The organism is Halorubellus amylolyticus (assembly GCF_034808145.1).
In the GTDB taxonomy this organism is placed as follows: domain Archaea; phylum Halobacteriota; class Halobacteria; order Halobacteriales; family Natrialbaceae; genus Halorubellus.
Map to the genome: position 1 here is coordinate 1 of NZ_JAXHGM010000098.1, position 247 is coordinate 247.

Sequence of the window (247 nt, forward strand, 5' to 3'; positions counted from 1 at the left end):
GGATGGTACCAGGTTCCTGTTTCGGAAAATAAAGAGGAGCATCCAATAAATTTTGGTTCGTATCATCCAACCAGTCATGTAAAAATTGTTTTTGTAAATCCTGAACGCCTTCTCCTGTAAGACGTAAATGATAGTCTCGCCATAATCCTAATTGCTCATTATGTCCCAAATATTCCTCGCCGATATTAAATCCCCCAATATAACTAATTTTCCCGTCAATCACTGTAATTTTTCTATGATTGCGTTG

The 247-nt window shown here is 37.2% G+C and carries 1 protein-coding gene; it reads right to left on the reverse strand.

The features are described 5' to 3' along the window. Positions 1-247, reverse strand: a 247-nt coding sequence (locus tag SM754_RS20690; RefSeq protein WP_501993838.1) for a phospholipase D-like domain-containing protein, incomplete at both ends; no start/stop codon positions are given.